The following is a 26427-nucleotide window of genomic DNA, read 5'->3' as shown; positions in this document are numbered from 1 at the left end:
CGGTCGGCCGTCAGCCGCGGAACTCCGGCTTGCGTTCCGGGCTCGCCTCCGCCAGTGCCTTCGTCACCCCGTCGACGCCCTCCCGCAGCCCGTACACCGGCGTGTCGGGCTGCTGGCGCCAGGAGTCGTCGAGGCCGCCCGCGTCGACCGTGTCGAAGCCGAGTTCGTCGATGAGGGCGCGGACCTTCGCCTTGGCCGCCTCGTCGTCGCCGGCGACCGGGAGGGCCTGGCGGTCGGGGGCGCCGGCCGGGCGGTGGCGGTCGAGGATGTCCTGGGCGTAGGTGCCGTTGAAGGCCTTGATGACGGGGTGGCCGAGGTGCCGTTCCGTCCAGCGGCTCTCCGTCAGGCCCTCGTCCTCGATCCCGGCGATCCGGCCGTCCCGCTGCTTCGGGTAGTAGTTGCCGGTGTCGATCACGGCCACCCCGTCCGCCGCGCCGTCGAGGACGCCCTTCGGCAGGTCCGGGATCGCCTTGAGCGGGATCGTGACGACGACCACTTCAGCGCCTCGCGCGGCCTCCTCGACCGGGACGGGCGTCGCGCCGGTCTCCTCCGCGAGCGCGGTCAGGGTGTGCGGGCCGCGGGAGTTCGCCACCGCCACCTCGTGCCCGAGGGCGGTGAGCCGCCGGGTGAGGTTGCCGCCGATGTTTCCCGCGCCGATGATGCCGATCTTCATGACAGACCTTCCCAGATTCGATGCATGTGCATGCGTCTGAGTGGCATCAACCCAGGTCGGCGGGGAGGTATTCCGGGAGGCCTCAGATTCGGACGACGATCTTTCCCGTGTGCCGGTTCGACTCCATCAGCCGGTGGGCGTCCCGGATCCGGTCCAGGCCCTCGAAGACCTCGGCGATGACCGGCCGGAAGCCGCCGTCGGCCAGTCCCGCGTTGAGGAACGCGGTGGAGCGCCGGCGCCCGCCCGGCGTCCCGGTGAGGTTCATGTTGGCGTACGTGTGGATCGTGAACGGCCAGTTCCAGGGGATCTCGGCGGGACGGCGGTCCAGCCAGCCGTACGCCACCACCGAACCGCCTTCCGCGAGCGCACCGGCCAGCGGGCTGAATCCTGGCCCGCCGATCGCGTCGAAGATCACCTCGGCGCCCCGCCCGCCGGTGAGCCCCCTGACCTCCTTGGCCACCGTCTCGGCGTCCCCGTCCGAGACGATCACCTCCGCCGCCCCCACGTCCAGCAGCCCCTGCCGCTTGGCCTCGGTACGGGTCGTGGCCAGCGGGATCGCGCCGATGCGGCGGGCCACCTGGATGGCCGCCGTACCGACCCCGCTGGAGGCCCCGGTGATCAGGACGTGGTCGCCGGGCCTGAGTCCGGCCGTCTCCAGGAGGGCGCCGTAGGCGGTCGTGTACGTCAGCCAGGAAGCCGCCCCCGTGACGGCGTCCACGGAGGCGGGGCGGGGCAGCACCGAGGCCTCGGGCAGGACGACCCGTTCCGCGTAGACCCCCTGCGCGCTCATCTCGATGCCGGGTCCGGTCGTCACCGGGTCGCCGACGGCGTGTTCGGTGACGCCCTCACCGACCGCCTCGACGACGCCGGAGGCCTCGTAGCCGAGGCGGGAGGCGGGAAGGGTGGGCTGGTAGTAGTAAGTGCCGGAGCGGAAGAGGGCCTCGGCGCGGTTGAGGCCCAACGCCTCTACGCGGACGGCCACTTGGCCCGGGGCGGGGTCGGGCACCGGTGCGTCCTCGATGGACAGCACCTCGGGTCCGCCGATTTCATGAAAGAGCACGGTACGTGCGGTAGTTGGCATGCCGTCCACGCTAGGAGCGGCGGCCGGGATGAACCATGTCCGTCGATCTCCCTTTCCTGTCCGTACGTCTTCCTCATCGCCGCCCCCGCCCGGCTCCCGGCTACGGTTGCCGGTATGGACGTACTCAGCGACGCGCTCGCCGCGATGCGCACCGGGCGGCCGCACTCGGGGCTGCGGGACAAGTACGCCCCCTGGGGAATGCGGGTCGAGGACGGGGACGGAGCCGGGTTCCATGTGCTGCTGCGGGGCTCGGGCTGGCTGGTCCCGGCGGCGGGCGAGCCGGTGGCACTTGGTCCGGGGGACATCGTGTTCCTGTCGCACGGGCGCGGATACGCGCTGACCAGCGACCTGGACAGGGAGCCGGAAGTCCTGCGGTTCAACGCCGACGGCAGCCTGCCCGCACCCCCCGCCCCCGCACCGGGCGCCGTCCCGGACACGGTCATGCTGTGCGGCGCCTACTGGCTCGACCGCACCCGCGCGCACCCGCTGCTCTCCGAGCTGCCGGAGGTCGTCCATCTGCCCGCCGGGGCCGGCGACCACGATGCGCTGCGGGCGGTGGTGGAGCTGCTGGCCGCGGAGCTGGCGGAGCCGCGGCCAGGTGCGGACCACATCGTCGTCTCGCTCCTGGACACCCTGCTGCTCTACATCCTGCGCGCCTGGTGGCAGGACGAGGCCCGCCGCTCGGACCACCCCACCGGCTGGGCGGCCGCACTCGCCGACCCCGCGGTGACGGCGGCCCTGCAAGCCGTCCACGCCGCCCCGCACCACCCCTGGACGGTGGAGGAACTCGCCTCCCGCGCCGGCCTGTCGCGCGCCGCATTCGCCCGCCGGTTCACCACGCTCGTAGGCCGCCCGCCGCTGTCGTACCTCACCTGGTGGCGCATGACCACGGCGGGCCGCCTGCTCCGCGACGACGCCCTGCCCCTCCGACATGTCGCCCAACGCACCGGCTACACCTCGGAGTTCGCCTTCGCCAAGGCGTTCAAGCGGGAGTACGGGGTGGCGCCGGGGCAGTACCGGAGGAAGGCGTCCTAGCCCCTCGCGGGGGCCGCGCGCACGAGCCGCACAACGGAAGGGACGCATGTGGGACCATCCCACCACCGGCTCTCCCCGCACGGGAGTCCGTGGAGTTCGTCGAAGACGTCATCGGCGTGGGCGACTCCATCGTGGGCGAGATCAACGACGGGCCGAGCGGGGCCACTTACCTGTGCTGGAGGGCCATGGCGTACGGATCCTGCCGGTACGGTTCGGTGGGTCGGCTCCGCCATCCTCGTCGACCTCAAGTACGCGGACCTGACGAAGGATTGGGACGCCGGCACCGCTGAACTGCTGAAGGCGATCCGCTGATCCGGGGGGCACTACGTGGTGCAGATTCTCATCGCACACGCCAAGGGTGAGGAAGACCTGGCCGAGACGCTGGCCGAGCCCCTGGCAAGCGCCGGTTACGAGGTCCTGCATCACAACGCGATCCTGGTCGGCGAATCCCTCGCCGACAAGGCCTCGCAGGCCATCGCCGCAGGAAGTCCGGTCGTCATCTGCGGGACGGTCAGGGCGGTCGGTACGTCGTGGGCGCGACGCCTCGTCAACGCCACGCGGCTGCACTCCGGCGCGCGGATCTTCGCGGTGCAGATGGAGGAGGACGCCGACCTCGAACTGCTCGCCCTCGACGGCAAGGTCGCGCTGTACTGGCAGGATCCGGCGCGCGCGGTCGGCGAGTTGCTCGACGCGCTCGCCGAGTACTACCCGCTCGACGAACCGGCCGAGTCGACGAACAACCGCGCGCTGAACAACCTGATGCGCAGATTCCGCGACCTCGCCCTCAGCACCTGCGACATCGTGCACCTCGCCTATCTGCCCAACGAGGACCGCGAACTCGCCACGAAGGAACTGCTGTTGCGCAGTCTCTATGTGTCGCTGCGGGTGGGAGTGCAGGAGAACGAAGCACTCGATCCGGAGAAGGCCCTCCTGGACCCCGAAGGGCGGGCAGGGGAATTCGACCCGCTCGGCGAGGAGCGCTTCTCCATCGGTGAGCGACTCAAGGAGTCGAGGAGGCTCGTCGTGCTCGGAGATCCCGGAGCCGGCAAGAGCACCATGCTCCGCTGGATCGCCACGGCCTATCTGCTGCGCCTCAAGTCGGACCCGGACTGGCAGGAGCTTCCGGACGTCCACACCCTCCCCGACGCCGACTGGCTGCCCCTGCTCATCCGGTGCCGGGAGATCGACGAGGGGCGGGGGCTGGGGTCACTGGAGGACATCGTCCGGCGGCAACTGCGTCACGACGCGCAGTCCTGCTTCTCCGACGCGGAGACCGCCGCTCTCACCGACATGCTGCTGGGCGCGCTGGCGAAGGGGCGGGTGCTGCTCCTGATCGACGGCCTGGACGAGATATCCGATCCGCGGCTGCGCGCCCGCTTCTGCGTACAGGTCGAGCAGATCCATGTCGCCTATCCCGAGGCATCCATCGTCGTCACATCCCGGATCGTCGGATACAAGGAGTTGGGGCTGCGTATCGGCCGGGGGTTCGAGCATGTCAGAGTGCTGGATCTCACCCCGGAGGACAAGGACGACTTCGCACGACGCTGGTGCACGGTCGCCGAGCCCTTGCCCGGCCGGGACGCCGCGACACGGGAGCTCATCAGCGACATCCACAGCTCGGACCGTATCGAGCGTCTCACCGGCAATCCGATGCTGCTGACCACCATGGCGCTGGTCAAGAAGAAGGTCGGCAAACTGCCGAGCCGCCGCGCGGACCTCTACCGGGAGGCCGTGGACGTCCTGCTGAGCTGGCGCAGCAGCGCGAGCGAGAGGATCGACCGGTACGAGGCGCTGCCGCAGTTGCAGTACCTCGCCTACGCGATGTGTGACGCCGGCGTCCAGCAACTCCGGGAGGACGAGGTCATCGACACCCTCGTCCGGATGCGGGAGGAGTTCCCCAACGTATGGGCGGCCGGTAACCACAGCCCCCTCGAGTTTCTGCGGCTCCTCGAAAGCCGGACGGGCATCCTCGTCGAATCCGGGCACACGCTGCACAACGGCGCGCTGGTGCCGGTCTACGAGTTCCGGCACCTCACCTTCCAGGAATATCTGGCGGGGCTGGCGCTCGTCGCGGGGCGGTTCCCCGGAAAGGACATGGGGAAGTCACTCGCGGATCAGGTGGCGGCGCTCGCGGCCCGGACCTCCCCGGGCAACTATCCGGGGAGCCTCTCTTCCACCGTGAGCTGGCGCGAGGTACTCCGGCTGTGCGTCATGTCGTGCAATGACGACGACGTGGGCGACGTACTCGGGGCCATCGCTCTCCCCATGGAGGGAGAAGGAGAGGAGGGGAGCGCCAGGTCCCGAGCCACGTTGGCGCTCGCGTGCCTCGCGGATGAACCGAATGTCAGCGAGAGAGTCGCGCTGGAGATCATCGACAGGTTCATCGAGGGAATAGGGCAATTCGAGGCCGCTAACACAACCGAGGAGATCCAGTCCTCCCGCTGGGGACCCGTTCTCATTCGTCGCATCATCACGGCCTGGCTGAACAGCCCGGCGGAGTTCTGGAGACTGGCCGGCAATCTGGCCACCATGCTCCAGCGGACCATACCCGCAGACAATGACGAGGGCCGGCTGGAAACCTGGCTTCAGCTCCGGGTTGCCCAGCTCGCCGCCCCTGACGTCTGTACGGCGATCGAAGCGGCCATCGCATTGGAGTATGCCGCCTTCCTCAAGAAGGTCATTCTCCTTCCTGACATGGTGCCGCGCCTGATGTCCCTGCTGTCGCGCGGACCGTGCGAGAGCACTTCGGGCGCGTGGGCTCTGAAGTGGCTGTCGGACAGCGTATGGAATCCCTCGCCCGGCCAAATCGACGAGCTGGACCGGGTGATAAGCACGGAAACGCTCCCCGCAGAAGCTCTCGCTTATCTGATGTCGTGCTTCGACGTAGCCGACGGACCCCTTCTGCATGACAAGATCCCCCGTCTGATCGAGCCGTTCGTCACCGCTACGAGCAATGGCCGCGGCCTACTCGCCGATCAATATTCACGGCTCTTTCCCCAGACGATCGACCCGCTTCGACGGCTGGCCCACCACGCAGACCCGGCGGTGCGCGACGCCGCGCTCGTTTCCCTGGCGAAGTCGGCGAACGAGTCGGTGGCGGACACCCTGTTGGAGGTTCTGCCCAGCGTCGAGAACGCGACCGTGTACGAGGCGATGGCCCGGGCGCTGGGCCGCCTCGGCGACTCACGCGCAAAGGAACCGCTGCTCAGGCTGATGACGGAGCACTCACTCGAACCGCCGTCGCCCGTGGTGGCCGCCCTCGCCTGGTTGGGTGTCCCCTTGGCATCCTCCGCCGTCGAGCGAGCCATGAACGGCCCGTCCTCCCCCCAACACAGAGCGGCAACCTTGTGGTCGCTCGCCTCGCTCGAAACGGACGATCACACCCGGAAACTGCTGTCCCATGACCTTGACGGCCGATCCCCCGGGCGTGACCCGGCGCAAGAAATCGATGAGGAGACTCTCTCGATCAGCAGCGAAGCCACGGACCTCCCCGTGGAAGAAGTCCGCGCCCGCTACGAGGCCCTCGCCAGGCGCTACCCCCTGAAACTCGCCTGGCTCCCCCGTCAGCGCCAACGGCCTGAGCCGAAGGGGCGCCCGGCGTGATCCCACCCGCCGAACGCCCCTCCCGCTGACGTCACTTGCTCAGGTACGCCCAGAACTCGTCGAAGGAGAGCACCTTGTCACCGTTGAGGTCACGGGTCTTGATGATCGCCTCGGCGACGGACTCGGTGACGTTCCAGTCGCCTCCCTGGGCGAGGGCGGTCTTGAACTCAGCGGCGGTGATGAAGCCGTCACCGTCCGTGTCGATCCGCTCGAAGTCCTTGCGTGCCTCGTCGATGTTCGCCACCGATCCGCCCCTTTTCGTCGTACCTTGCTTGGCTTGTTGCCGGAGGTCAGATTAACCGGCGGTACGAACGCGCAACGCGGCGACCACCCACGCGAACTTCTCCTCGGGCGCGACACCCCGCTCCAGGGCCTCCCCCGCGAGCTGCACCAGGCGGCTCATGAACCACAGCGAGGTGCCCGCCGGCACATCCGGGCCGCGGTCGGCCGCGTTGAACTCGATCATCCTGCGCATCAGCGCCCAGAACTCGGGGTCCCGCATCATCTCGGCGAGCTCCACCCACGCGTCCACCTGCTCGGGCGTCGGGTCGTCCGGCAGGTCCGCCGGGGCGTACCGCAGCCGCTTGCGGATGTCGGGGTCGGCGGTGTCGAGCCCGTCGAAGATCTCCGTCGTGAAGTCGTCGACGATCCGGGCCCGTTCGGCCGCCGAAAGCCGTGCCAGCTTGTTCATGAGGGTCATCTCCTTCGCGGTCGAGCCGCGTCGCGCCACGGTCGACAGCACCGCCCGGGTCACCTTCAGCTGGGGGTCCCCCTCTGGGGGAGGATCTGCGCGTCCAGCGCCGTCACATGCGCCGCCGCCACCTCCGCGACCGTCCGCTCCCCGGCCAGCACCTTGCGTACGTCGTCCAGGCCGAGGCCCAGCTCGCGCAGGGTGCGGATCAGCTCCAGGCGGGCGGCGCACGAGGCGTCGTACAGCCGGTAGCCCCCGGTCGAACGGGTCACCGGTTCCAGGACCCGCTCGTCCGACCAGTAGCGGATGGTGCGCACGGTCAGTCCGGTCGCCCGGGCCAGCTCGCCGATGGTGAAAAGTCCGGTGCCGTCGTCGATCATGTCTGCGAGTCTGGGCCTTCCAGCGGGTGGAGACTCAAGGAGCGGGTGCGGTGGAGACTCTCCGGGACATTCTCGACGCGGCGGCCCGCGGGGTCTTCCCGCCGGCGGACGGCCGGACGACGGTCGTGCCGCAGCACTCGGCCCGGGACGCGGGCGTCCTCGCCTTCACCGCGCACTCCGTCGTCTTCACCGACGAGGATCCGGAGTGGGTGTACGAGACGCTGCGCGGACTCGACTGCGATCCGCTCGCCGCGCCCCTGAACCCGCTGTTCCTGACGGCCTTCCTGGCGCGGACCGGGCGCCGGGCCGAGACCATCGACGTGATGCTGGTCGGCGCGCCCCTGCCCGGCCGGCCGCCGGTCACGCTCACCGAGATCGAGGACGCCGGTCATCCGCGGATCACCTACGCCCGCGGGCGCCGCGACGACGTGCGGGCCTGGACGGCGGACGGCGGGGTGCTGGTCATGGGGCGCGGGATCGGTGGCCGCCTGGAGGTGTCGGTCGAGGTCGACGACGGCGTACGGCACCGGGGGCTGGGGCGGCTGCTCGTGGGTGCCGCCCGGCATCTCGTCGACGAGCCGCTGTGGGCGCAGGTCGCGCCGGGGAACGCCCGCAGCACGCGGGCGTTCCAGGCGGCCGGTTACCGGCCGGTGGGCGCGGAGGCGCTGCTGCTCAGTGCCAGGCCTCGTAGTGCGGGTTGCTCTGACAGCCGCTCATGATCTCGACCTTGGTGGTCTTGTTCACGGGGCAGACGCCGATGATGTATTTGCGGGCGATGCCGCCGGGGAAGGCGACCTCGACCTGGTCGGCCCACTTGTGGGTGTCGCCGATGGTCTTGTTCACGTCCACGCCGCCGGGGGCGTCGATGTAGTAGTTGTAGCCCGACTTCCACCACGTCTTGTACAGGTCGTGGTCGTAGGTCGTGGAGACGTACGGGGAGGGCTGGTTGACCAGGACGTACTGCTCGATGTCGTACTGGCCGTTCACCACGTCCTTGGGCTTGAAGCCCTCCGCGAAGACGATCTCGGGGCCGCGGCCGTCGCTGCGGTAGAGGGTGCCGCAGCTCTTGCGCCAGACCGGTTCGGGGGTGATGCGGCTGACGTCGACGGTGCGGTCGGCCGCGGCCTTGACGGGGTCGTCGAACTGGACCTTGCAGTCGGGGGTCGTGGGCGCCTTGGCGGGGGCGGTGGCCTTGGCGGGGGCGGTGGCCGCCGTGGTGGCGAGGACGGCGGCGAGGGACAGGGCGGCGGCAGCGGCACGCCGCCGCAGACGAGTAGTGATCATGGGAGCACCATCCCGGCCCGCCCGTGGCGGGTCGGGGATCTTCACTCGTGCGGCGGCGTGTCAACTGACCGAAGATCAAACGGAGATGAACCGAAGGTCAGCGGAAGATGCCCGTGTGTCCCAGCGAGTAGCGTCCGGGCTGCGGATAGACGGCGAGTCCGTGCGGTCCGCTGCCGACCTTGATGCGGGCCAACTGCTCGCCGGTGCGGGTGTCGATGGCGTACACCTCGGCGTTGTAGCGCCCGGACAGCCACAGCACCTTGCCGTCCGCCGAGACGCCGCCCATGTCGGGGCTGCCGCCGTTCGGCAGGCGCCACTTCCTGGTCACCCTGTCCTGCGCGAAGTCCCAGACGGAGATGGTCCCTTCACCCCGGTTGGAGACGTACATCTCGCGCGAGTCGCGGCTGACGTAGAGGCCGTGGGTGCCCTTGCCGGTGGGGATGAGCTTCGGCTTGCCGAACGTGGCGCCGTCCAGGACCCACATGCCGTCGGCCATCATGTCGGCGACGTAGAACCGCTTGCCGTCCGGCGAGACCTTCACGTCCTGCGGCATGGCGCCGCGGAAGGGCAGTTTCTGCTGGCCGACGACCTTCATCTGCTCGGTGTCGACCTTGAGCAGTTCGCCGCTGAACTCACAGGAGACGATGAAGTACCGGCCGTCGAGGGAGAAGTCGGCGTGGTTGACGCCGTAGCAGGTGACCGGGACGGTCTTCTTGCGCTCCATGGTGTGCGGGTCGCGGAAGACGAGTTCGCGGTCGAGGGAGGCCATGACGACGGCGTACTTGCCGTTGGGCGTGAAGTAGAGGTTGTACGGGTCGTGCACGTCGACCGGCTTGCCCGCCTTGCCGGTTCTCGGGTCGATGGGCGTGAGGGTGTTGCCGCGGTCGTTGTTGACCCACAGCGTCTTCATGTCCCAGGAGGGGACGACGTGTTGGGGCTGGCGGCCGACGTGGATCGTCTCGATGACCCGGTACGTCTTCGGGTCGATGACGGAGACCGTGTCGGACTCGGTGTTGGGGACGTACACACGGGACGGGAAGTCCTTGACCACCGGGGAGAGCCTGCCCGGCCGGTCGGCGGCGTACACGTCGTGCGGGTCGAGGACCGGCGGCATGCCGGGCAGCCCCTGGACGGGCTTCTTCTTCGGCGCGGGGACGGCCGCCCGGGTGGCGGTGTGCTCGGGGGCGGCGTGGTCCCGGGTCTCGGTGCCGCAGGCGGTGAGGGCGACGAGGACGACTCCGGCGGCCAGGGTCTGCTTCACAAGGCGGTGCATCAGCTGAACAACTCCGTGGTGGTCACCGCGGCCAGGCCGCGGCGGTCGAGTTCTTCCAGTACGGCGGGGAGGGCGGCGACCGTGTCGGCGTACCCGAAGTGCAGGCTCACCACGGACCCGTTCCTGACCTCGCCGAGCACCTTGCGGGTGATCGCGGGGGCGCCGGGCGAGGTGTAGTCCAGGGAGTCGACGTCGTACGACAGGACGTGCGGGTAGCCGACGCGGCGGGCCAGCCGTTCAACGAGCGGGGAGGCCCGGGCGGCACGCGAGGGGCGGAACCAGCTGCCGATGGAGCCGGTGAGCCGGCGCAGCCGGTCGGCGCAGCCCTCGATCTCGGCGAGCGCGTCCGCCTCGGACATGTCGTTGACGCCGAGGTGGTGGAGGGTGTGGTTGCCGAGGTCATGGCCGCCGTCGAGGATGCGGCGGGCGAGCCGGGGGTGCTCGTCGAGCCAGGTGCCGACGGCGAGGACGGTGAGCCGGGCGCCGTGCCGTTCGGCCTCGCCGAGCAGGGCCTCGGCCGTGGCGGGGTCGCCCTGACCGTGGAAGGTGAGGGCGACGCGCGGGTGGGTGCGGGGGCCGTGGGTGAGCTGGGCGGGGCGGCCGGGGAAGCGGCGGGGGCCGGGGGCGGGGGGTTTCGCCGTGGGGCCGGCGGACGTCGAGGGGGCCGGCCGGGCGACGGCGCCGCTGGTGGCGCACCCGGTGGTGAACGCGAGCCCGGCGGTGGCGCGGAGCACGGCCCGGCGATCGGTGTTGGTCACGCCCTCATTTAAGGCGATTTGATCCGAATACCGGCAGATTCACCCACCCAGGGGCGCGGGACTCGAGCAAGGTGCGGCTCCACGGGCCGGGGACCGAGCACCTATCTGTCGGCGACGCGCATCTCGAACCACGTCGTCTTCCCGCGCGGCAGCAGATCGACGCCCCAGCGGTCGGACAGCTTGTCCACCAGGAACAGCCCCCGCCCGCTGATGTCCATCTCCTGCACCGGCATCAGACACGGCAGCCCGCGCGAGGGGTCGCGCACCTCGACGCGGATCCAGCCGCGCCGCCGGCGCATCCGGAGCCCGAACACCCGCGCCCCTGTGTGCCGTACCGCGTTGCCCACGAGTTCGGAGACGAGCAGGACGGCGTCCTCGGTCATCTTGGGGGTGAGGCCCCACTGGCGCAGTACGACCACCTGGGTCAGCCGGCGGGCCGCGGCCGCGGACTCGGGGCGGGACGGAAGCGGAACCTCCGCCTCGGTCGGGTCTCCGAACAACTCCAGCGCCTTCTGCGCGTGTTCGTCCTCGACCGTCGGCGACCAGCGCGCCGCGGTCGCACGGCCGTGTCCCCGCGGCTGTTCGATACCCTCCAGCCCCGCCATGCCCCCATCATGGCCGTCCCGGACCTCCTCCGGGGCCGTTCCAGTCGAATACGCCCCCCGGAATCCACCGTTCCGCAGATGCCGATCGGCATATGCCAGAGGCAGTTCAGGGTCGTCGACAGCCCGTCTGACCTGCGGCGGAGGCTCGGTTGCGGGCAATCGACGGTCCCCCTCGACAAGGCAGACTTAAGGTTGCGTTAAGGCTCCCATAAACCGCCCCATCGAGGGAACGGGATCAGACAGTCCGTCAATTGCAAGTGATTCAGCGAAGTTTCACCATCGACTTCCTCACTCCGGTCCTCAGAGGAACTTCGCCTTCCCCGGGCCCTCCTCGACGAAGCTGCGCATGCCGATCTCGCGGTCGGCGGTGGCGAACAGGCCCGCGAACCAGTTCCGTTCGACGGCGAGCCCGGTGTCGATGTCGGTCTCCAGACCGGTGTCGATCGACTCCTTCGCGGCCCGCAGCGCGATCGCCGGCCCCTGCGCGAGCTTCGCCGCCCACGCCCGCGCCTCGGTGTACACGTCGGCGGCCGGGACGACCCGGTCCACCAGGCCCAGCTTCTCCGCCTCGTCGGCCTTGACCATCCGGCCGGTGAAGATGAGGTCCTTCGCCTTGGACGGGCCGACGAGCCGGGCCAGGCGCTGGGTGCCGCCCGCGCCCGGGATCAGGCCGAGCAGGATCTCGGGCTGGCCCAGCTTGGCGTTGTCGGCGGCGATCCGGAAGTCCGCGCACAGCGCCAGCTCGCAACCGCCGCCCAGCGCATAGCCGGTGACGGCCGCGACGACCGGCTTGGGGATGCGGGCCACGGCCGTGAACGAGTCCTGGAGGGCGCGGGCGCGCAGGACCATCGCGGTGTGGTCCATGTTCTGCATTTCCTTGATGTCCGCGCCGGCCGCGAACACCTTCTCCCCGCCGTAGATCACCACGGCCCGCACGTCCTCGCGACGCGTCGCCTCCTCGGCGAGCTCCTTGAGCCGGTCCTGGGTGGCGACGTCCAGCGCGTTCATGGGCGGACGGTCGAGAAGGATGGTGCCGACGCCTTCGGCGACTTCCAGAGTTACGGTCATGGGGGAAGGTTAACGGCCACTAACGACAACGGCCCCGGTGGAGTACCTCACACGGGGGCCGTCCGTCAGCGTCGTACGCCTACTTCTTCCACTCCGCCCAGGACATGTTCCAGCCGTTGTAGCCGTTGTCCGGGGCCACCGTGGCGTCGTTGGAGTGCTTGACGACCACCACGTCGCCGATGATCGAGTGGTCGAAGAACCACGCGGCCGGCGCGGAGCGGTCGCCGCCGCCGCGGTTGTCGCGCAGGCCCACGCAGCCGTGGCTGGCGTTGTAGTTGCCGAAGGCGTCGCCGCCCCAGTAGTTGCCGTGGATGAAGGTGCCCGAGTTGGTCAGGCGCATGGCGTCGGGGACGTCCTTGATGTCGTACTCGCCGCCGTAGCCGACCGTCTCGCCGTTCATACGGGTCACCCGGAGGCGCTCGCTGATGACCATCTGGCCGTTCCAGGTGTCGTAGCCGGGCTTGCCGGTGGTGACCGGGAGGGTCTTGACGACCTTGCCGTCCTGCATGACCTTCATCGTGTGCTTCTTGGCGTCCACGACCGAGACCTGGTTGCGGCCGATGGTGAAGGAGACGGTCTTGGCCTGCTTGCCGTAGACGCCGTCCCGGCCCTCGACGCCGTCGAGGTTGAGGTCGACGGTGACCTTGGTGCCCTCGGCCCAGTACTTCTCGGGGCGGAAGTCGAGGCGGTCGTTGCCGAACCAGTGGCCCTGGACGTCGACGGCCGGCTCGGTCTTGATGCTGATGGCCTTCTCGACGTCCTCGGGGTGGGTGATGCCCCGGGTGAAGCGGATCGAGAAGGGCATTCCGACGCCGACCTTCGAGCCGTCCTCCGGCGTGAAGTTGCCGATGAAGGTGTTCTTCGGCGTCAGGGTGGTGAAGCTGGAGTCCTCGGCGGCCTCCCGGCCGTCCGCGTCCTTGGCGACCGCGTGCACCGTGTACGTGGTGGACCCGGCCAGGTGGGTGGACGGCTTCCAGGAGGCGCCGTCGGCGGATATCTCGCCGTCGACCTTGTCCCCCTTGGCCGTCTTGACCTCGACGGCCGTCAACTTGCCCTTTTCGGCGCTCACCTTGAGGGCGCCGCTGGTCTCGACGGCCTTGGCGCCGTCCTTGGGCGCGATGGCGACGACGGCCACCGACTGCTTGCTCTCCGCGGCGCTCGCGTCCTCGCCCTTGCCGGCGCCGGGCTTGCCGTCCGAGTCCCCGCCGCCTCCGCCGCACGCCGTGACGGCGACCAGCATCACTCCGGACACCACGGCCATCCAGCCCTTGCGTCGCCGCCCGCCTGCGTCAACCGACGCCCCCGGTATCGGTCGCACGTTCAAAGTGTTTCTCCCCTCGCCGGGCCCGGTCCAGGCCCGCAACCCCCTGCGCGTCCCGCGCACTCGGCGCATATTAACCACAAGATCCCGGCCGTCGGCGGGGTGCGATTGTCACCGTTCGGTCCCAACCGCGCCCCCTGCACCACCCGTCGACCCGGCCCCCCACCTGGTTACTTCACCGCGCTGCCCGCCTTCCACTCCTTCCATCCCATGTTCCATCCCCCGAGCCCGTTGTCAGGAGCGACCCTTTTGTCATTGCTGTGCACGACCTCGACGACGTCCCCGACGAGGCTGCGGTCGAAGAACCAGCCCGCGGGGGTGTCCGAGCTGCCTCCCTTCACGTCCCGCAGGCCGACACAGCCGTGGCTGACGTTGACCTTCCCAGGCGCGTCCGGCGCCCAGTAGTTGCCGTGCAGGAAGGTGCCGGAGTCGGTCAGGCGCATGGCGTGCGGGACGTCCGGGATGTCGTACTCACCGCCGAAGCCGACCGTGCGGCTGTTCATGCGGGTCACTTCCAGCATCTCGGTGACGACCATCTTGCCGTTGTAGGTCGTGGTCCGGGGCGCTCCGGCCGTGATCGGTACCGTGGCCAGCAGCGCGCCGTCCCTCCTGACCTGCATGGTGTGCTTGGCGGCGTCGACCAGGGAGACCTGGCTGCGGCCGACGGTGAAGGAGAACGTCCTGTACTGGAGGCCGTAGACGCCCGGGGCGCCCTCGACGTCCCGCAGGCGCAGCGCGACGGTCACCTGGGTGCCGGGCTTCCAGTAGTGCTCGGGGCGGAAGTCGAGGCGGCCCTTGTCGAACCAGTGGGGGCGGACCTCGACGGCCGGCTTGGCGGTGACGTGGACGGCGCGTTCGACGGCGGCGCGGTTCTCGATGTCGCGGTTGAAGGTCAGGGAGACGATCATTCCGGTGCCGACGGTGGAGCGGTTCTCGGGGGTGACGTACCCGATGAAGCGTTCGTCGGGGACGTAGGTGGTGAACGTGGTGTGCCGGGCGGAGCGGCGCCCGTGGCCGTCGAGGGCGACGGCGTCGACGGTGTACTTCGCGGCGAGGGCGAGCTTCGCCTCGTCGGGCTCCCAGCGCAGGCCGTCCTCGGAGATGCGGCCGGGCACCGGGGTGTCCTGCGCGTCCTGGGACTTGACGACCTTCACCGACTCCAGGCGTCCGCTGGGCACCCGCACCCTGAGCCGGCTGTCCTGCCCCACGCCCTTGCTGCCGTCGTCCGGGGTGACCCGGATGACGTCCTCGGGTGCGGGCGGTTTCCCGAACCCGCCGAGGTCGAGCCCGCCGGACCCCGAAGTGCAGCCGGCCAGCAGTCCTGCCCATGTCAGTACGGCGGCCAGACCGGTCGCCACGCGCCGAGCGCGCCCGTGTGCATGCCTCACAGGGGGCCCAACGATCGGGGCGGCCCAGGGGAAACGTGAGTGCGAGCCAAGCGCTGGGCAGAACAGTGGGGAGGACGACTGGAGGGGGTGCCGCGGCCGGGACGCCGTACGCCCTTCATTACGTCGTTCCGCGAGCCGTGGGAGGCCCTGAGGTGTCCAGCGCAGCCGAGCAGGAGGCGGTGGCCGAGGACGTACGTCCGGCTGTCGTGAACGGTGCGCGGCGTACGCCGTCGGCGCCGACGGTGCCCGTGTGGCCGGGTACGCCCGTGCCGTTGGGGGCCCGGTTCCGGGTGGGCCCCGACGGGGTCGCGGGCACCAACTTCGCGTTGTGGGCGGGCGGCGCGGAGGGCGTCGAGCTGTGCCTCTTCGACGAACACGGCAAGGAGACCCGGGCCCGGCTGACCGAGCTGACGCACGAGATCTGGCACGGGTTCGTGCCGGGCGTGATGCCCGGGCAGCGGTACGGCTATCGGGTGCACGGCCGGTGGGACCCCTGGACCGGCGGCCGCTGGAACCCGGCGAAGCTGCTCCTGGACCCGTACGCCCGGGCCGTGGACGGCGACTTCAGCCTGCCGCCCGAGGTGTACGGGCACGTCCGTGACTGGCCCCAGCAGCAGGTCGCCGACACCGTGCGCGACGAACGGGACTCGGCGCCGTACGTCCCGAAGGGCGTGGTCGTCCACGACGACGCCCCCGACGACGAGTGGGCGGACGACCGCCGCCCGAAGACGCCGTGGGCGGACTCGGTCATCTACGAGCTGCACGTCCGCGGCTTCACGAAACTGCACCCCGGCATCCCCGAGGAACTGCGGGGCACCTACGCCGGGTTGGCGCATCCGGCGGCCGTCGAACACCTCACGAAGCTGGGCGTCACGGCCGTAGAACTGCTGCCAGTGCATCAGTTCGCGCACGAGGACCATCTGCTGCGCCGCGGCCTGAAGAACTACTGGGGCTACAACTCCATCGGCTACTTCGCCCCGCACGCCGCCTACGCCGCCTCCGGCACCACCGGCCAGCAGGTCGGGGAGTTCCGGCGGATGGTGCGCGCGCTGCACGAGGCGGGCATCGAGGTCATCCTCGACGTGGTCTACAACCACACGGCGGAAGCGGGCGAGTTGGGCCCGACACTGTCGCTCAAGGGCATCGACAACCGGGGCTACTACCGCCTCCAGTCGGACGCCCGCCGGTACGCCGACTACACGGGCTGCGGCAACACCCTGCACGTCGTGCAGCCGCACGTCCTGCGCCTCATCACCGACTCACTGCGCTACTGGGTCACCGAGATGGGCGTCGACGGCTTCCGCTTCGACCTGGCGGCGGCGCTGGCGCGCTCGATGCACGACGTCGACATGCTGTCGCCGTTCCTCGCGGTGATCGCGCAGGACCCGGTGCTGCGACGGGTGAAGCTGATCGCCGAACCGTGGGACGTCGGGTCGGGCGGCTACCAGGTCGGCGCCTTCCCGCCCCTGTGGACGGAGTGGAACGACCGCTATCGCAACGCGGTACGGGACTTCTGGCGGGGCGCGCTGCCGGACGTACGGGATCTCGGGTACCGCCTGTCGGGGTCCAGCGATCTCTACGCCTGGGGCGGGCGGCGCCCGTACGCGTCGGTCAACTTCATCACCGCGCACGACGGTTTCACGCTGCGCGACATGGTGTCGTACGAGCGCAAGCACAACGAGGCCAACGGCGAGGGGAACCGGGACGGTTCGGACGACAACCGGTCGTGGAACTGCGGGGCGGAGGGCGAGACCGAGGACGAGCGGGTCCGCGGACTCAGGCGCCGTCAGCTGCGGAACCTGCTGACGACACTGCTGCTGTCGACGGGTGTGCCGATGCTGGTCGCGGGGGACGAACTGGGGCGGACACAGCGCGGGAACAACAACGCGTACTGCCAGGACAACGAGATCAGCTGGCTGGACTGGGGGCTGCTGGAACAGCCGGGCTGGAAGGCGCTGTTCGAGCTCACGTCCCGCCTGATCGCCCTGCGCCACCGGCACCCCGTGCTGCGCCGCCGTGCCTTCTTCTCCGGGCGGGCGCACTCCGCGGACGGGCTGCGCGATCTGGCGTGGTTCACGGCGCGCGGGACGGAGATGACGGAACGGGACTGGTACGCGCCGGCCGCCACGCTCGGCATGTACCTCTCCGGCCGGGACATCCCGGGGCGCGACGAGCGCGGCGCCCCCGTCCTCGACGACAGCTTCCTCGCCGTCCTGCACGCCGGCGACCGCCCGACGAGCTTCGTCCTGCCGGGGCCGCCGTGGGCGGAGCGGTACGAGGTGGTCGTCGACACGTCCCGGGAGGAGCAGTCGGAGGCGCCGGGGGTGGTGCATCGGGCGGGGGCGGCTATCACGGTGCCGGCTCGGGCGGTGTTGTTGTTGCGGGTGGTCGACTGACATTGCAGGTCCGTGAACAGCTCATGTGATCCCTGGCCGATACACGGATCCGGTGATCAGACTCGACCGCATGTCTGCGATATCCCGCCGTACCTTCGGTGGTCTCGTCGGTGGTGGTGCCGTGACCGCCGTCGCCGGTACCGGCACCGCCGCCGAGGCCGCCGCTGCCGCCGAACGTCCCTTCGAGGCGCGTGCCGGAGCCGTCTCCGGGCGCCGCCCCAACCTCCTCGTCATCCTCGGCGACGACCTCGGCTGGGCCGACCTCTCCTCCTACGGGGCCCCGCACATCAAGACGCCGCACCTGGACCGGCTGGCCCGGCAGGGGGTGCGGTTCACGGACGCGTACTCGGGGTCGGCGACCTGCTCGCCCACCCGGTTCAGCCTCTACACCGGCCGCTATCCGGGCCGTACGCCGGGCGGGCTCGCCGAGCCGATCGGCAACCGGACGCAGGGCCTCGACCCGCACCACCCCACCCTCGCCTCCCTGCTGAAGAAGGCCGGTTACGCCACCGCCCTGATCGGCAAGTGGCACTGCGGCTGGCTGCCCGACTACAGCCCCACCAAGTCGGGCTGGGACGAGTTCTTCGGCAATCACGGCGGTGTCCTGGAGTACTTCTCCAAGCTCGGCCAGCTCGGCGACTACGACCTCTACGAGGGCGACGCCACCTACAAGGACCTGCGCTACTACACCGAGGTCCTGACCGAGCGGGCCGTCGAGTACGTCGGCCGCAAGCACGACCGGCCCTGGCTGCTGAACCTCAACTTCACGACCCCGCACTGGCCCTGGCTCGCGGAGGGCGACGAGGAGACCGGCGCCGAGATCGAGGCGAAGATCCGGGCCGCCAAGTCCCAGGCCGAGGTCGTCGCCGCGCTCAACCACTACGACGGCGGCTCGGTCGCGAAGTACGCGGAGATGGTGGAGTCCCTGGACGCGGCCGTCGGCGAGGTGCTCGCCGCCCTGCGCCGCTCCGGGCAGGAGGAGAACACGGTCGTGGTGTTCGCCAGCGACAACGGCGGCGAGCGCTACTCCTACAACTGGCCGCTCAGCGGCGAGAAGTTCGTCCTCCTGGAGGGCGGCATCAGGGTTCCGACGATCGTGCGCTGGCCCGCCCGTATCGACGGCCACCAGGTCAGCCACGAGCCCAACTTCTCCCCCGACTGGACGGCGACCCTGCTGGAGTTCGGCGGCGCCCGCCCCGACCCGGCGTACCCGCTGGACGGCACGAGCCTCGCGGGCTATCTGCTGCGCGGCGAACAGCTGCCGGAGCGCGACCTGTTCTGGCGGGTGCGGGCCAACCGGGCGCTGAGGCGCGGCGACTGGAAGTACTACCAGGACGCGGACAGGACCGACCACCTCTACAACCTGGCGGCGGACTCCCGCGAACAGGCCGATCTCGCCCCGGACAAGCCGGAGTTGCTGGCCGAACTGAAGGCGGCGTGGGAGAAGACGGCCGCCACCCTCCTGCCGTATCCCAGCTAGCCGAGAATCCCCCGCTGGTACGCCGTCGCGACCGCCGCCGCGCGGTCGTTGACGCCCAATTTGGCGTACAGATGGGTGAGATGGGTCTTCACGGTCGCCTCGCTGATGAAGAGTTCGCGGGCGATCTCGCGGTTGGACGTGCCCTTGGCGACGAGGGCCAGCACTTCGCGTTCGCGGGCGGAGAGCGGCTCGTTGCGGGGCGTCCCGGGAGTCCTGACGGCAGAGACCAGGCGGGTGGCGACGGCCGGCGAGAGGACCGTACGGCCTTCCGCCGCCGCGCGGACCGCGGTGAACAACTCGTCGCGCGGGGCGTCCTTGAGCAGATAGCCCGTCGCCCCCGCCTCGATCGCGGGCAGGGTGTCGGAGTCGGTGTCGTACGTTGTCAGCACCAGGACCTTGGCGCGGGCGCCGCGGCGCGTCAGCTCGCGGATGGCGTCGACTCCCCCGCCGCCCGGCATGCGCAGGTCCATCAGGATCACGTCCGGGTCGAGGGCGGCGGCACGCTCCAGCGCCTCCACACCGTCGGACGCCTCGCCGAGGACGGTGAAGCCGGGGGCGTTCTCGAACATGCCGCGCAGACCGTCCCGTACGACGGGATGGTCGTCGACGATCAGCAAAGAGACCTGGTCGTTCAGGGCGGAGTCAGTCATGGCGGACCAACGGTACGCGAGCCGACAGGGCCGTGCCGTGCCCGGGTTCGGACTCCACCGTGAGGGAGCCCGCGATGCGTTCGGCGCGGGCCCGCATGCCGTCGAGGCCGAAGCCGCCGGTGCGGGTGCGTTCGGGGACGGCCGCGGGGTCGAAGCCGCGGCCGTCGTCGCGGATGTCGAGGATGACCTCGTCGCCCAGGTAGGACAGGGTGACGCCGACGCGTCCTGCCTCGGCGTGCCGGGCCGCGTTGGACAGGGCCTCCTGGACGATCCTCAGCAGGGTCGCCGCGACCTCGTCGTGGAGCTGCTCGGCGGTGCCGGTGACGGTGAACTCAGCGCGTACGCCCGTCCGTTCGCCCCATTCGGCGACCGTCTTCTTCAGGGCCTCGGCGAGGCCCGCGTTCTCCAGCGCCACCGGGGCGAGGTTGTGCACCGAGCGACGGGCCTCGCCGAGACTGTGCCGGGCCAGGTCCGAGGCGCGCTCCAGGTGGGTGCGGGCCACGTCCAGGTCGGGGGCGTTCGCGACGACCTGGAGCTGGGCGATGATGCCGGTCAGGCCCTGGGCGATGGTGTCGTGGATCTCCGCGGCGAGCCGCCGCCGCTCGTCGGCGACCCCCGCTTCCCGTGCTTGGACGAGGAGTTGGGTGTGAAGGGCGGCGTTCTCGTCGAGCGCCTGCTGCAACGCCTCGATGGTGGCGGCGCGTTCCCGGGACCGCTCCTCCTCCTGGTAGGTGAGGTGGGCGACGGCCATCAGCAGCGCGTTGTTGACGACCAGCAGTCCGCAGAAGACGGCCACCTGCCCCCAGTTGCGGAACGGCAGCCCGCCCGACTGCGAGCCCGCCACCACGATCGACGTGGCGAACAGCCCGAACCGCTGCCGGCGCACCCCGGGGAGCACCTCGTCGGCGTCGAAGTAGCCGGCCACGGCGTAGAACGCGAAGAACGGGTTGAGCCAGGTCAGTCCGAAGGAGATCACCCAGCGCAGCACGTAGTAGACGACCCCGCGCCGGGACGGGACCCTGCGGCCGCGGCGCGGCCCGTGCCACAGCTGGAGGACGAGCGCGGCGCCCACCAGGGGCCCGGCCGCCCACCACGCGCCGGGCCCGTGCATCACCTCGTCGGTGGTGACGGCGGACAGGAGGGTGCCCATGGCGAGCAGTCCGTAGGGGCCCCAGGTGTGGAACTGGTCCCAGCGTCGCTCGATCGCTGCGTCGGCCGCGGTCATGCCCCCAGTGTGCACGGCGGACCGCCTACTCCCACCGGAACCAGCGTGCGGCGGCGCCCGTCAGCAGCACCGTCCAGGCGACCAGGACGCCCAGGTGGGTCCAGCCGATCCAGTCGCCCGCGGCGGCCCGGTTCAGCGCCTCGGCCGCCGCGCCGAACGGGGTGCAGCCGACGATCCGGGCGAGGACGTCCGGCATGGTCTGCACCGGCGCCCACAGGCCCGCGCAGAACATCGCCGGGAAGAACACCGCCGACCCGATGGCACCGGCGATCTTCGTCGTCCGGGACAGCGCGCAGACGACGGCACCCAGCGCGAGGGACACGAGGACGGCCAGGACGAGGGCGAGGAGATAGCCCGCGGGCTGCTTCGGCAGTCGTACGTCGAAGGCGAGCCGCCCGACGGTGAGGGCGAGCAGCGCGGAGGCGAGGGCGGCGCCGCCGAACACCGTCATCTGGGCGGTCAGCAGCGCGGAGGGCCGTACCGGAGTGGTGGCCATCCGGCGCAGGATGCCGCGCTCGCGGTAGCCGGTCAGCGTCTGCGGCATCGCCTGGAGGCCGCCGACGATCAGGCCGAGCAGCACGGCGACGGGGACGTACACGTCGATGGTCCGCAGCCCGCCGAGGTCGGCCTCGGCGTGCCGGAAGGACGGGACCGAGCCGAGGATGACCAGGAGCAGGGTCGGGAAGAGCAGGATCCAGAAGAGGGCGCCGGGTTCGCGGCGGAAGAGGCGGATCTCGGTGCGCAGGACGGCGGCGTTCATGCCCGGCCGCCGTTCGTCGTTCACCAGGGCGGTGGTCATGCCGCGGTCTCCTTCGTCAGGTCGAGGAACGCGTCGTCGAGGGTGGCCTCGGTGACGCGGAGCTGGTGTGCGGTGACGTGGCTGCGGGCGAGCAGCGTGATGACGGCGTTGACCGTCTCGTCGGTGCCGGCGAGCGTGACGCGGCCGTCCTTGTGCGCGATCGAGGCGAGCGCGGGCAGGGCGTTGAGGTCGCGGTCGTCCAGCGGGGCGGACGGCGTGAAGCTGATGACCGTCGCGCCCGCCGAGCGGCGGATGAGGCCGGCCGGGGTGTCGAGGGCGGCGACCCGGCCCTTGTCGATCACGGCGATCCGGTCGCAGAGCCGCTGGGCCTCCTCCATGAAGTGCGTGACGAGCAGGACTGTGACGCCGCCCGCGCGGATGTCCTCGATCAGCTCCCAGGTGTCCCGGCGGGCCCGCGGGTCCAGGCCGGTGGTGAGCTCGTCCAGGACGACGACCTTCGGGTCGCCGATGAGCGCGAGCGCGATGAACAGCCGCTGCTTCTGGCCACCGGACAGCTTCGCGAACCGGGTGGTGAGCTTCCCGGTCAGACCGAGGCGTTCGGCGAGCGGCCGCCAGTCGGCGGGGCGGGCGTGGAAGGAGGCGTAGAGCTCCAGCGCCTCGCGGACGGTGAGCTTGGCCTGGAGCTCGCTCTGCTGGAGCTGGGCGCCGAGGACGCGGGCCACGCGCGCGTGGTCGGCGATCGGGTCGAGCCCGGTGACCCGGACGCGGCCGGCGTCGGGGACGCGCAGGCCCTCGACGCACTCGACCGTGGTGGTCTTGCCGGCTCCGTTGGGGCCGAGGACGCCGAAGATCTCGCCCTCCTGCACGGTGAAGGAGACGCCGTCCACGACGGGCCGGCCGCCGTAGGACTTGCGCAGTTCGCTGACTTCGATGACGGACATGGCATCAGCGTCGCGGGACGGGGGGTGTCCACACATCGGCCGTCGCGCTCGAAGGCGCATCAGCCGATCGGTTGATGCGGTCGTACGACCCTTCGAAGGCGCAGGTCGTAGGACCAAGGCCCGATACCGGTCCGGCCAAAACTCGGTGGGCGTTGTCAGTGCCGATCCGTAGGCTCGCTGCTGATGTCCACGACACGTGCAACCACCCCCCGGAAACGCTCCGCCGTCAGAACTCTGCTGCGCCTGTGGCCGTACGTCAGACCGGTGCGGGCGCGGCTGTTCACCGCCGCGTTCGTCGCGGTCCTGGCCTCCTGTACGGGCCTGGTGATCCCGCTCGTCCTGAAGTGGATGGTGGACGGCCCGGTCGCCGACCGGGACCCGGCGGGTGTGTGGCTGGGCGCGCTGTTCCTGCTGTTGCTGGGCTTCGGTGAGGCGCTGCTGTTCGGGCTGCGGCGCTGGCTGGTGGCCCGGCCGCTGTCGCACGTCGAGGCGGAGATGCGCGCGGACCTGTACGGGCATCTGCAACGGCTGCCGGTGGCCTTCCACGACCGGTGGGCGTCCGGCCAGTTGCTGTCGCGGGGCACGACCGACTTGATGCTGCTGCGCATGTTCCTGGCCTTCCCGCTGACGTTCCTGCTGGTCAACAGCGTGACGATCCTCGTCGGCGTCATCATCATGCTGATCCAGGACTGGACCCTCGGGCTGGTGATCCTGGCGCCCGCGGTCCCGGTGATCGTCTCCTGTCTGCTCTTCGAGCAGCGGTACGCCTCGGTGGCCCGGCAGGCGCAGGACCAGGTCGGTGACCTGACGACGGTCGTCGAGGAGAGCGTCCTCGGCATCCGCATCATCAAGGGCTTCGGCCGGCACCGCAGCCAGGCGCGGGCGTTCTGGGAGCTGTCGCGGACGCTGCGCGGCACGGAGCTGCGCAAGGCGCGGCTGCTGGCCACGATCCTGACCGTCATCGTGACGCTGCCGGAGGTGGCGATCGGGGCGGCGCTGGTGATGGGGTCGGTGCAGGTGGCGAACGGGGAACTGTCGGCGGGGACGCTGGTGGCGTTCCTGTCGACGGCGCTGGCGCTGCGGTGGCCCATCGACTCGATCGGCTTCCTGCTGGCGATGAGCCAGGACGCGGCGAGTGCGACGGAGCGGTACTTCGAGGTGATGGACGAGGCGCCGGAGGACGCTTCGGTGGCGGCCGGCTCAGCGGGCGCCAAGGAGAACGGCCTCCGGTTCCACGACGTCCGCTTCCGCTACCCCGACGCCGACCCCGACTCGCCCCCCGTCCTCGACCGCGTCGACCTCCACATCCGCCCCGGCGAGTCCATGGCACTGGTCGGCGCGACGGGCAGCGGCAAGACGACCCTCACCGCGCTGGTCCCCCGCCTCCACGAACTCACGGACGGCCGCATCACCCTCGACGGCGAGGACATCACCGCCATGTCCCGTGAGGAGCTGCGCTCTCTCGTGGCGATGGCCTTCGAGGAACCCACGCTCTTCTCCGCGAGCGTCGGCGAGAACGTCCTCATGGGCGCCGACGACCACGAACTCGACCGCGCCCTGTCCATCGCGCAGGCCGACTTCGCGCACGCCCTCCCGCAGGGCACCGACACCAGGATCGGCGAGCAGGGCCTCAGCCTCTCCGGCGGCCAGCGCCAGCGTCTCGCGCTGGCCCGCGCGGTCGTCGGCAGGCCCAGGTTCCTCGTCCTGGACGACCCGCTGTCCGCGCTGGACGTGCACACGGAGGCCGCGGTCGAGGCCGCCCTGCGGGACGTGCTCGCGGACACCACCGCCCTGATCGTCGCCCACCGCCCGTCGACCGTGCTGCTCGCCGACCGGGTGGCGCTGCTGTCGGAGGGCCGTATCACCGCCGTCGGCACGCACCACGAACTGCTGCGGACGAACGCCGAGTACGCCCATCTCATGTCCGGCTCAGAGGAAACGGAGGACGCCCGATGACCGCGCCGCCGACGGCCGCGCCCGCCACCGCCGACGACGAGCGGGAACCGGAGGTCCGGGAGAAGGCGGGCGACCCCTTCGACCGGGACGTCCTGCCCACACCGCCCCGCGCGACCTCCACCCTGCTGCGCTCCCTGCTCGCCCCGATGAAGGCCCGCGTCGCCTTCACCAGCTTCCTGCTGCTGCTCCAGCAGGCGGCGGTGCAGGCGGGGCCGCTGCTGGTGGCGTACGCGATCGACAGTGCCGTACCGGCGTTCCGGGACGACCGGCACGGACCGCTGATCGCGGTCGGAGTGGCCTACCTGCTCTGCTCGGTGGCGTCCGGCGGCCTCCAGTACGCGTTCGTCCGCGCCTCGGCCCGGGTCAACCAGGACGTGCTCCTGGACCTGCGCGGCCGGATCTTCCGGCACGCCCAGGCGCTCAGCGTCGACTTCCACGAGCGCTACACGAGCGGCCGCCTGATCTCCCGGTCCACGACGGACGTCGAGTCGCTGCGCGAGCTCCTCAACGAGGGCCTCCAGGAGCTGATCACGGTCATCCTGTCCTTCGTCTTCATCTCGGCGATGCTGCTCTGGCTGGACCTCGGCCTCGGCGCGGTCGCGGTGGCGTCGTTCGTGCCGCTCTACCTCCTCGTACGCAACTACCGGCGGCGCGCGGGACGCGTGTACACGCTGCGCTCGACGGCCATCGCCGCCGTCATCGTGAAGTTCGTCGAGACGATGAACGGCATCCGCCCGGTGCGGGCGTTCCGCCGGGAGGCCGCCAACGACGCCGAGTTCGCCGTACTGAACAAGCGCCACGAACGCACCAACGGCGACGCGCTGCTGGAGATGGCCCGCTATGTCGTCGGCTCCCGGCTGGTCGCCAACACGGCGGTCGCGCTGATCGTGCTGTGGGGCGCCTACCGGGTGGCGGACGGCTCACTGGAGCTGGGCGTGCTGGCGGCGGCGGTCCTGTACCTACGAAGGCTGTACGACCCCATCGACCGCCTGGGCATGTTCCTCAACTCCTACCAGTCGGCGGCGGCCTCACTGGAGAAGATCGCGGGCCTGCTGGCCCAGACCCCGTCGGTCCCCGAGCCCGTCACACCCCGCGAACTGCCGCCCCTTCAGTCCGAGCACCCCGGCCGCGAGGTCGTCTTCGACGGCGTCCGCTTCGGCTACCGCACCGGCGGCGAGATCCTCCCCCAGTTCGACCTCACCCTCCCGGCCGGGCAGACGGTCGCGGTCGTCGGTTCCACGGGCGCCGGCAAGTCGACCCTCGCCAAGCTCCTCGCCCGCTTCTACGACCCGACAGCGGGCCGGGTCCTCCTCGACGGCGTCGACCTGCGCGACCTGTCCGTGCCCGAACTCCGGCGCGGAGTCGTGATGGTGACGCAGGAGGCGTTCCTGTTCTCCGGCACGGTCGCCGACAACATCGCCATCGGCCGCCCCGACGCCACCCGCGAGGAGATCGAGCGGGCCGCGAAGGCCATCGGCGCCCATGAGTTCATCAGCGCCCTGCCCGACGGCTACGACACCGACGTACGCAAGCGCGGCGGCCGGATCTCCGCGGGCCAGCGCCAACTGGTGGCGTTCGCGCGGGCGTTGCTCGCCGACCCGGCCGTGCTGATCCTCGACGAGGCGACCAGCTCGCTCGACATCCCCGGCGAACGGGCGGTGCAGCGCGCGATGTCGACGGTGCTGCACGGCCGTACCGCCGTCGTGATCGCCCACCGGCTCTCCACGGTCGAGATCGCCGACCGGGTGCTGGTGATGGAGCACGGCCGGATCGTCGAGGACGGCCCGCCGGCCGAACTCATCGTGGGCACGGGCAGGTTCGCGGACCTGCACCGGGCGTGGCGGGACAGCCTGGCGTGA

20 protein-coding genes and 2 pseudogenes are annotated in these 26427 nt (G+C 70.6%); 7 read left to right on the top strand and 15 right to left on the bottom strand.

Features of this window, described 5'->3' with window-relative positions:
• Positions 1 to 10 precede the first annotated feature (10 nt).
• Together CRP56_RS29955 and CRP56_RS29950 are read right to left on the bottom strand one after the other, a co-directional pair.
• Positions 11 to 691, bottom strand: a pseudogene (locus CRP56_RS29955) (NADPH-dependent F420 reductase); the annotation flags it as partial.
• A gap of 64 nt (positions 692 to 755) precedes the next feature.
• Positions 756 to 1754, bottom strand: coding sequence for a zinc-dependent alcohol dehydrogenase family protein (locus CRP56_RS29950; protein WP_097274599.1), 999 nt, complete (start codon positions 1752 to 1754; stop codon positions 756 to 758).
• Positions 1755 to 1868: 114 nt separating this feature from the next.
• On the opposite strand from CRP56_RS29950, the gene CRP56_RS29945 reads away from it, so the two are divergent.
• Both CRP56_RS29945 and CRP56_RS29940 read left to right on the top strand, forming a co-directional pair.
• Positions 1869 to 2789 (top strand): AraC family transcriptional regulator, encoded by a 921-nt coding sequence (locus tag CRP56_RS29945; protein WP_097269222.1) that lies wholly within the window; start codon positions 1869 to 1871, stop codon positions 2787 to 2789.
• 327 nt (positions 2790 to 3116) lie between these two features.
• Positions 3117 to 6392 carry an NACHT domain-containing protein gene (locus CRP56_RS29940; RefSeq protein WP_097269220.1) on the top strand — a complete coding sequence of 1092 codons (3276 nt, stop codon included), beginning with the start codon at positions 3117 to 3119 and terminating at the stop codon, positions 6390 to 6392.
• A 31-nt stretch (positions 6393 to 6423) separates the two neighbouring features.
• Here the strand turns inward: CRP56_RS29940 and CRP56_RS29935 are convergent, their stop codons facing one another.
• Positions 6424 to 6636 carry an EF-hand domain-containing protein gene (locus CRP56_RS29935; RefSeq protein ID WP_097269218.1) on the bottom strand — a complete coding sequence of 71 codons (213 nt, stop codon included), beginning with the start codon at positions 6634 to 6636 and terminating at the stop codon, positions 6424 to 6426.
• Positions 6637 to 6738: 102 nt separating this feature from the next.
• Positions 6739 to 7463, bottom strand: a pseudogene (locus CRP56_RS29930) (helix-turn-helix domain-containing protein); the annotation flags it as partial.
• A 50-nt stretch (positions 7464 to 7513) separates the two neighbouring features.
• Here CRP56_RS29930 and CRP56_RS29925 point away from each other — a divergent pair.
• A complete protein-coding gene (locus CRP56_RS29925; RefSeq protein WP_097269216.1) occupies positions 7514 to 8182 on the top strand; it encodes a GNAT family N-acetyltransferase in 669 nt (222 codons plus the stop codon).
• On the opposite strand, the gene CRP56_RS29920 is transcribed toward CRP56_RS29925, so the two are convergent.
• The 7 genes from CRP56_RS29920 to CRP56_RS29890 all read right to left on the bottom strand — a co-directional run bounded on the left by CRP56_RS29920 (position 8136) and on the right by CRP56_RS29890 (position 15160).
• Positions 8136 to 8747, bottom strand: a complete 612-nt coding sequence (locus CRP56_RS29920) for an ADP-ribosyltransferase (RefSeq protein ID WP_097269214.1) — start codon at positions 8745 to 8747, stop codon at positions 8136 to 8138. The genes CRP56_RS29925 and CRP56_RS29920 overlap by 47 nt on opposite strands.
• Positions 8748 to 8844: 97 nt before the next feature.
• Entirely contained in the window at positions 8845 to 10020 is a 1176-nt protein-coding gene (locus CRP56_RS29915; RefSeq protein ID WP_097269212.1) for a YncE family protein, read from the bottom strand.
• Complete coding sequence (locus CRP56_RS29910) at positions 10020 to 10778, bottom strand: polysaccharide deacetylase family protein (protein ID WP_097269211.1); 759 nt, start codon at positions 10776 to 10778, stop codon at positions 10020 to 10022. The genes CRP56_RS29915 and CRP56_RS29910 overlap by 1 nt, the downstream gene beginning before the upstream one ends.
• Positions 10779 to 10879: 101 nt before the next feature.
• Positions 10880 to 11383, bottom strand: a complete 504-nt coding sequence (locus CRP56_RS29905; RefSeq protein ID WP_079306065.1) for an ATP-binding protein — start codon at positions 11381 to 11383, stop codon at positions 10880 to 10882.
• A gap of 300 nt (positions 11384 to 11683) precedes the next feature.
• Positions 11684 to 12451 (bottom strand): enoyl-CoA hydratase/isomerase family protein, encoded by a 768-nt coding sequence (locus tag CRP56_RS29900; RefSeq protein ID WP_079306063.1) that lies wholly within the window; start codon positions 12449 to 12451, stop codon positions 11684 to 11686.
• 79 nt (positions 12452 to 12530) lie between these two features.
• Positions 12531 to 13775, bottom strand: coding sequence for a L,D-transpeptidase (locus CRP56_RS29895; RefSeq protein ID WP_179851161.1), 1245 nt, complete (start codon positions 13773 to 13775; stop codon positions 12531 to 12533).
• A 167-nt stretch (positions 13776 to 13942) separates the two neighbouring features.
• Positions 13943 to 15160 (bottom strand): L,D-transpeptidase, encoded by a 1218-nt coding sequence (locus CRP56_RS29890; RefSeq protein WP_097269207.1) that lies wholly within the window; start codon positions 15158 to 15160, stop codon positions 13943 to 13945.
• A gap of 152 nt (positions 15161 to 15312) precedes the next feature.
• Here CRP56_RS29890 and glgX point away from each other — a divergent pair, with 152 nt between their 5' ends.
• Entirely contained in the window at positions 15313 to 17556 is a 2244-nt protein-coding gene (glgX, locus tag CRP56_RS29885; RefSeq protein ID WP_179851160.1) for a glycogen debranching protein GlgX, read from the top strand.
• A gap of 70 nt (positions 17557 to 17626) precedes the next feature.
• Positions 17627 to 19036: a sulfatase family protein gene (locus CRP56_RS29880; protein WP_179851159.1), complete on the top strand. Its 1410-nt coding sequence runs from the start codon at positions 17627 to 17629 to the stop codon at positions 19034 to 19036.
• On the opposite strand, the gene CRP56_RS29875 is transcribed toward CRP56_RS29880, so the two are convergent.
• From CRP56_RS29875 to CRP56_RS29860, 4 genes are read right to left on the bottom strand one after another with little or no spacing between them, the layout of a single operon-like run.
• Positions 19033 to 19686: a response regulator gene (locus CRP56_RS29875; RefSeq protein WP_097269201.1), complete on the bottom strand. Its 654-nt coding sequence runs from the start codon at positions 19684 to 19686 to the stop codon at positions 19033 to 19035. The genes CRP56_RS29880 and CRP56_RS29875 overlap by 4 nt on opposite strands.
• On the bottom strand, positions 19679 to 20911 hold the full coding sequence (locus CRP56_RS29870) for a sensor histidine kinase (RefSeq protein ID WP_097269199.1): 1233 nt from the start codon (positions 20909 to 20911) through the stop codon (positions 19679 to 19681). The genes CRP56_RS29875 and CRP56_RS29870 overlap by 8 nt, the downstream gene beginning before the upstream one ends.
• Before the next feature lie 25 nt (positions 20912 to 20936).
• Complete coding sequence (locus CRP56_RS29865) at positions 20937 to 21671, bottom strand: ABC transporter permease (protein WP_097274597.1); 735 nt, start codon at positions 21669 to 21671, stop codon at positions 20937 to 20939.
• A gap of 35 nt (positions 21672 to 21706) precedes the next feature.
• Entirely contained in the window at positions 21707 to 22612 is a 906-nt protein-coding gene (locus tag CRP56_RS29860; RefSeq protein ID WP_097269197.1) for an ABC transporter ATP-binding protein, read from the bottom strand.
• A gap of 183 nt (positions 22613 to 22795) precedes the next feature.
• On the opposite strand from CRP56_RS29860, the gene CRP56_RS29855 reads away from it, so the two are divergent.
• On the top strand, positions 22796 to 24568 hold the full coding sequence (locus CRP56_RS29855; protein WP_097269195.1) for an ABC transporter ATP-binding protein: 1773 nt from the start codon (positions 22796 to 22798) through the stop codon (positions 24566 to 24568).
• A complete protein-coding gene (locus CRP56_RS29850; RefSeq protein ID WP_097269193.1) occupies positions 24565 to 26427 on the top strand; it encodes an ABC transporter ATP-binding protein in 1863 nt (620 codons plus the stop codon). Before CRP56_RS29855 ends, CRP56_RS29850 begins: the two co-directional genes overlap by 4 nt.

This window comes from Streptomyces sp. TLI_55 (genome assembly GCF_900206255.1).
Lineage (GTDB): Bacteria > Actinomycetota > Actinomycetes > Streptomycetales > Streptomycetaceae > Streptomyces > Streptomyces aquilus.
This window is presented reverse-complemented; position numbering and strand designations above follow the sequence as displayed.